This is a genomic window from Thiomicrorhabdus sp. ZW0627, from assembly GCF_029767005.1.
Lineage (GTDB): Bacteria > Pseudomonadota > Gammaproteobacteria > Thiomicrospirales > Thiomicrospiraceae > Thiomicrorhabdus.
On the sequence record NZ_JARUQR010000011.1, the window covers coordinates 1 to 7,332 of the forward strand.

Here is a 7,332-nt window from a genome sequence, read left to right on the forward strand (position 1 = left end):
CCCAATCCAAAAACGGAATCGACCATATCGATTCCATCCACTGCCCGGCCTGAACCCAAGGCAAACTTTCCTTGATGGAAGAGTGGCCCAATGAGTGATGAAAACGCATGGTGATTGAGATGACCGCCAATAACCAAACGTACACCCAGACATTCATAGGCTCTTTCACGCTGCTCGGCTTCCATAACTGGACGGACGGTTTGGTCAACTTCAATTCAACGGCATCACAGGCCTGGGAACAATCCATACACAATGTGCAATCTCCCATCGAATTCTTTTTCTCGAAAAAGTAAGGGCGTAGATTCCATTCGCAAGCCTTGGTACAGTCGAAACTACGACAACTACTACAATGATTCTGGTCGGTTTTAAGCTCGACAAAACCGACTTTCCCGAAAGCACTGGTCACGCTCCCGATCGGACAGACGGAACTGCAATAGGCCATGTTCCGGTACAGATAGAACATCGTCCAGGCGACCACCGTCAGTACCAGGAAGAACAAAGCGCTGATCCAAGGCGTCTTCAATACGTCCGGAAATACATAAATCGGAACCCAGTAGGCCACCAATAGCAATCCAAAACCGATCCAACGGTTTTTCAATGCGGCAGGCAAAGGTTTTTTGGGACCGATACGATTAAGATATTTACCGATGAAGCTGTGCGGACAAATGCCACAAAATGCCGAACCTAAGGTCGCCATGGTCACGATCAGAAAAAACGGCCAGAACAGCGACCAGAAAATCGCTCCTGTATAAGGGTTAACGTCTTTCGTCGGATACACCAAACCGAAATAGATTGCCGACCCCATCATAGCCAACGCCACCAACCTGACCGCCATCATCAATTTCGAATTCGTAAAGAACCAGCCAATCACCGGCCAGCCCAACAAATCCGATTTACTGCGGGTTTTATTCAACGTCTTCATATTGAGCCCTTAGTATTTATATTGGTAACTCAACATGGCGTTGCGAGGGGCGCCCGGCGTATAGTAGTAAGTATCAGGCCCCCAGGAACTGGCAGTTTTTGACACTTCTGATGCATAGCGTTCATCGGTGATGTTATGCACGCTCAACACAAGATTGTGTGCTTTTCTCGCATAACCCAACGTAAGATGATTCACGCCGCTGTAACCAGCATACTTTTCGGTATTGGCATCATCCATATAGTATTCGCCCACCCCGGTTGTCTCCAAGCGAGCGGAAAAAGGTCCCTTTTTCCAATCAACGAACACGCTGTACTGATAGTCCGGCGAAAAACGCAAAAGGTTTCCGGAATAATCGTCAGTACCGCTGATGTAGTCCACATAACGATATTCAGTTCTGGAACCGCTGGCTCCCAAAGCCCATTGTGGTGTTATCTGATAAGCGGCCGTCACTTCGATACCTTTCTTCTCTGTTTCACCGGCATTCTCGTAGTAATCGGCGTAACCGTTCTCGACCTTAACGATTTCATCATTCAACTTATTAAAGTAAACAGCCAAATCAGCCGACCATTTCTGGCTTCGGTGCTTCAGACCAACTTCATAGTTGGTTGAGGTTGAAGCCTTAAGATCCACGTTCGGTGCATTATCTCGCGTAGCCTGCATCTCACCTTCGGTCGGCGCCTGGTTAGCCGAAGCGACAATCCCGTATACGTTTAGCTGGTCGGTCAACGCGTATGTCAAACCGATTTTAGGCGAGAACAGATGATAGGTTTCCTCGTACGAGTAAACGCCGGATCCCGGAACATAAGTACCGCTACCCCAGTTATAGGCCAATAACTCGTTACCGTCGATTGACATATCCACTCGGTCGTAACGCAATCCCACATCTACCATCAAGCCTTTAACGGGAGAAAAACTGTCTTGAACATAAGCACCGAAGATATTGTTCTGGCTGTCTTCAACTTGCGCCAAATCCCCTTTACTGTCTGACAAAACCACACCTGAAGAATCCACATCACGGTAGGTATATTTCTTGCCGTTTGATCGAATATCCGTTCGAGCAGTAAAACCGAACAGGAACTCGGCATCACTACCAAACAGTTCGTGATTTCTATTCCAGGCCAAGTCGGTACCGACAACCTTATTATCCTGAGCATCGTTAATCATCCCTGTAACCGGATGGAAATGCCCCCATTGTGTGAAATAAACCTGAGGCTTAAAGGTATAGACGCCCATAGTGGTTTCGTAACGGCTATTGATGAACAACATGTTTGAATAACGGCCGCTTTTTTGCCAATCGCCGCTGGTATTAGTGGTTTCACCCGTATCTTTATAAGCTTCGAACTCTGAGGCACTTAAGGATTGAGGCAACTGAAGATTCGCTTCGGTGTATGCGATTTCGGTTTCGAGAACAGAATCGTCCTCAAAAAAATGTCCGTGTTTGACACTGAACTGTGTGGTGTCGAACTTGTTCCAATCACGCCAGTCGTTATCAGATTGTCGACGCGAAACGTTGAATGCAATGCTGTCGTTCTCATCCAATGTCACAGCTTTTTTGGCATTGAAATTCAGGCTATTAAATGATCCCACGCCCAATTTTACACGATCCTGCTGATCATCAAACACCGATTTGGATTTGATGAACACCACGCCGCCGCTGGCGTTACTGGCGTAGATGGAGCCCGGCCCTTTGTAGATCTCCACGCCTTCCATATCGTCGATATCGATCAAATCGAAGCGGGTAAAACTATCCGGATCGGTCATTGGCACGCCGTCACGAATAACCATGATTTCACGCACACCATAAGGTGCTTTCAAGCCCGCTCCACGGATGATCAGACGGGAATCGTAACCGTTGTTTTTGGAAACCGCCTGAACGCCCGGAATGTTGTCTATGACATCATTGATGTTCATGGCGTTCTCGCGCTCTATCTGAGATTCGTCAACGACGGCCACACTTTGTGGAACCGACTTACTTTCACGACCTATTTTGGTCGCCGTAATGCTAATCTGATCCAACTCGGAATCGTTTTTTTCGGAACGTATTTCCTCCGCGGCGGAAGGGGTTGAGAATGTGGCTAGAATAGCCAGATAGAGCGCCTTTCTTTGCATGATATTTCCCTTTACTTATCAATGCGGGGAATTATATATATGCACAAAAAGTATGGTTATTGAGAACTCCTTAACAAAGTATTGAGTAAAGATTAAGGCAGTTGTAACGTTTTGAACTTGATAGAAAAAATTGAAATCAATCAGAAAGGGTCATTCTTCGATTACCGTCACTCGGTTACGCCCCTCTTCTTTAGACTGATAAAGTGCGACATCTACACGCTTTAAAGTCGCACTCGGACGCTCATGCTGCCTATGCTCCACCACGCCCAAACTGATGGTAAGATGCTCCACTGTCTTGAAAGGATGATCCTCAACCGCTTTTCGCACCCTTTCCGCAATCTGCGCCGCATCCTGTACTTTTGTACTTGGAAGCATGACAAGAAACTCTTCCCCACCTAATCGGCAAAATTTATCCACATCACGAAGGCAGCTATGAACCAAGTTTGCTAACGACACCAATACATTATCCCCGACATCATGCCCGTATTCGTCATTGACGTTCTTGAAGAAGTCGATATCGAACATAATGAGTGAGAAATGACTCTGATAACGATCCGATCGCTTCGCCTCATCTTCAAGAAGATTCATGAAAGCGTAACGATTCATAATCCCGGTCAAATTATCTGTCATCGCCAACAGTTCCAGCTTACGATTCGCTTTTTGCAATTCTTTGGTACGTTTGGCAACTCGTGCTTCCAAAGAAGCATTCAACTCGACAAGTTGCTTGTTCTTAGCAGCCACCTCGCCCTGATAACGCTTCAAGAGTCGCTTAACCGTCAACGACAGATAAAGAGAAACCAAAACAGCGACAACGAAACTCAATAGGCTTATTTTTTTTATATTTTCAAGGCGGTATTTGTATTCGATATTCAAGGTCTTTTTAACGGAATCCAGTTCAGATTGAATATCCCGATCGTAATAACCGCTGCCTATGACCCATTCACTGTTAGGTACGTTGGTTACATAAGTATGCTTTAAGTCCAGCTTGTGAGTAACAGGATTCACCCACTGATAACGGATAAAATCGGTACTTTTAGCATCCAACGCCTTCTGAATTTTTTCGGCGATATCCTGAATATTCGGATCCCCCGATCCCAACATCTGCTTTCCTTCCAAATCGGGTCTGGATGAATTCAGAAAAATACGGCCGCCCCGCCCGATAATAAATACATAACCGGTACTGTCGTCCTTATCCACTTTCGAAATCGTTTCAAGCAGTTCTTTGTCGTTTCTGGCGCGAGCGGTATCGAGAAACTCCGCCGACCCAAGATACCAGTTGTAATGCCCAAACGCTTTTACAAATGCCAACTGTTCGAATTTTTTATCCGGCGATAGATCGGGTTTGGTGAACGAATCCCATAAAAAACCTTCGCCTTTTGCCCGGGCAATCGCGATTTCCTGCCGAATTACATAATGTCCATCTGCATCTTTAACCTTAATGATCGAAGTTCCTTCCAGATGTCGCAGATAATCCGGTGATAATTGAGAAATACCTTTGTAATCGACAATCCAGATATAACTCTCGCCGTCATTCCACGTCAAAGGCCGAAGTGCTGAGATGATCATCTTTTTCACTTCGTTTTCGGAAAGCTTTTGGGAATATTGAGTGTAAATCGCATTGGCGACTTTATAGGCATCTTCGACGCGTTGCTGAATGCGTTCGTGCAATTCTTTTTTAACAATCGATTTACGATAGGCCGTCAACTCGGCGATGCTGTCCACTTTAGCTCGGATTGAAGCCTGTTTGGATTCCAGGTATTTGGTTTCCAGTCGTTCACTGGTTTTTTGAAAGGCCGCCTCTTCCGAATGGATAACCAATACCGCAATCAAAGCCACCATTGCAGGAATTACCAGAATGGGTCCAATCGCCAACAGCTTGATTAGGTATCGGTCTGCAATCATCAGGACAACCTAAAATGTAAGAGTTTGATTCCATTATGATACAAAAACCCTACAAAAACAAAGCGCAACAGGAGATTCTTATAAGTCCTCCAATATCCGGAATACTTCCTAAAACAAAAAAGCACCCTTGCGGGTGCTTCTTTACAAACGGTGTCCCAAATATTGAAACACGAACAAATTGTAAACTGACAATTAAAGTCTACTGCTTCTGGCCGCTGATCGACACATGATAATGCGGGTCTTCTGAAACATTCACTTCAATCAGTTCTTTGGCGTCACGCAACAATACCTGGCATTCAGGACTTAGGTGTTTCAACACCAGCTTCTTACCTGCAGCTTGATATTTCTTAGTCAGCGTGTCGATTGCTTCGATACCGGTATGATCGTAAACACGTGAATGCATGAAATCGATCTGCACACACTTTGGATCGTTTTTAGGATCGAAACCGTCGATAAAGTTCTTCGCCGAAGCAAAAAACAATGGACCTTGCACTTTGTAGGTCTTGATTGTTTTACCGTCACGCTCCTCCATAGACTCTTCCAGAATGATTCTCTGGGCGTGTTGCCATGCAAACACCAGAGCCGACACGATCACACCGGCGATAACCGCCACAGCCAAATCGAACACCACGGTCAAAACCGTCACCAGAACCATAACGAATCCGTCCGCCTTTGACATTCCACGCATAATGTTCCAGCTCGACCAGTTGAACGTTGCAATGACCACGAAGAACATCAATCCGACCAATGCTCCGATCGGTACCATTTCGATCCAGGTCGAAGCGATCAATACGATCACCAACAGCCCGAGTGCGGCCGTGATCCCAGACAAACGCCCTGTTCCGCCCGAATTAACATTGATCATCGACTGACCGATCAGGGCACAACCACCCATAGTACCGAAAGTACCGGCTGTACAGTTAGCCGCACCCAGAGCGATACACTCTTTGTTACCTTTACCGCGGGTTTCGGTAATGTCATCAATCAACGTCATGGTCAATAAGGATTCCACTGAACCGATGATAGTAAGAATCACCGCATAAGGCAGCACAATCCATAAGGTTTGCAAACTCCAGAACCCTTCCGGCAGAGTCGTGAACCAGCTCAACCCCTGGAAGCCGCCTTCGACGCCGTCACCGTAAATCAATGACTCCAAAGTACCGGAAACCGAAGCGCGATCTCCCACGGTCACTGCATTGATATCAAACATAATGACCGCAAGGGAAACCAATACGATGGCGGCCAGAGCGGAAGGCACCGCCTTGGTAATCTTAGGAAGAAGGTAAATGATTGCCAGAGTCGCCGCGACGATCATCAACATGATATTCATGCTGGTGCCCGTTAACCATGCTCCATCAGCGTCCTTAAACTGGCCAAACTGAGCAAACATAATGATCAGGGCAAGTCCGTTCACGAATCCAAGCATAACCGGTGACGGCACCATTCGGATGAACCGCCCCCACTTCATGACTCCAATGAATATCTGCATCACCCCCATCATGATGACCGCCAAAAACAGATACGATGCGCCGTGCTCCATGACCAGATGCATCATCACCACCGCCAAGGAACCGGCAGCAGCCGTAATCATCCCCGGACGTCCACCAAAAATCGCGGTGATCATTCCAACGATAATAGCCGCATACAAACCGACCAACGGGTGAACGCCGGCGACAAATGCAAAGGCGACCGCTTCTGGAACCAGCGCCAATGCCACGGTAATTCCAGACAGGGTATCGTTTTTATACGTTTGCCATTTGAATGGCTGACTGCTTTGACTCATGAGAACTCCTAAATTTTAGATGCTGCAAATTCTAACAAAAACCCAGTACAATTGTCCGCTTATCAAGTATTTAAACACTTTAACAGAGACAAATTATTATGTGGATCAATCACATCGGAGAAATCGCTCTCGGTTTTTTCGTTCTACTTTTAGTCATACACTTTGCATTACACTTTATTTTTAAATCACAACGTGTTAAAAAGGAACGGAAAAAACAACAAGAGAATTAGGGCTATGTTCAGTAAGTTTCTTGGGTTTCTTATCGGTACGGCATATCTGATCTTTTTCTGGGTGGGCGGACCATTTTCTTTATACATTCTGTTTTTTACCACGGCGGAGACCATCCGCGACTGGTTTTTCATCATGGCAATCGGCGCTGCCATTGTCAGCTTTCTAACCTGGTTTTACGAGCATGTAGCTCGTCGATCCAACCCTCTCAGCACCAAAAAGTTCATCATGTTTCCACTGGCGATCACATCCATTCTATTGAATCTGGTCATCAGTAGCGTTGCTTCTTTTTGGCTTTAAAAAACGAATAAATAAGATTGCACTACAATCAGAACAAATAACAGAGGAAACAAAAAAGCCCGAAATGGACAGGCCTGTCCATTTCGGG

At 46.0% G+C, this 7,332-nt stretch carries 5 protein-coding genes; 1 reads left to right on the forward strand and 4 read right to left on the reverse strand.

Annotated elements, in window-relative coordinates; genetic code table 11:
- The 4 genes from QCB45_RS11415 to QCB45_RS11430 all read right to left on the reverse strand — a co-directional run.
- Positions 1-922 (reverse strand): 4Fe-4S binding protein (locus QCB45_RS11415; RefSeq protein WP_279421180.1); only part of this gene is annotated, 922 nt, incomplete at its 3' end.
- A 9-nt stretch (positions 923-931) separates the two neighbouring features.
- A complete protein-coding gene (locus tag QCB45_RS11420; RefSeq protein WP_279421181.1) occupies positions 932-3,031 on the reverse strand; it encodes a TonB-dependent receptor in 2,100 nt (699 codons plus the stop codon).
- Between the two features lie 150 nt (positions 3,032-3,181).
- Entirely contained in the window at positions 3,182-4,933 is a 1,752-nt protein-coding gene (locus QCB45_RS11425; protein ID WP_279421182.1) for a cache domain-containing protein, read from the reverse strand.
- Positions 4,934-5,132: 199 nt separating this feature from the next.
- Positions 5,133-6,716, reverse strand: coding sequence for a SulP family inorganic anion transporter (locus tag QCB45_RS11430; RefSeq protein ID WP_279421184.1), 1,584 nt, complete (start codon positions 6,714-6,716; stop codon positions 5,133-5,135).
- Positions 6,717-6,950: 234 nt separating this feature from the next.
- On the opposite strand from QCB45_RS11430, the gene QCB45_RS11435 reads away from it, so the two are divergent.
- Positions 6,951-7,244: a hypothetical protein gene (locus QCB45_RS11435; RefSeq protein WP_279421185.1), complete on the forward strand. Its 294-nt coding sequence runs from the start codon at positions 6,951-6,953 to the stop codon at positions 7,242-7,244.
- Positions 7,245-7,332 lie beyond the last annotated feature (88 nt).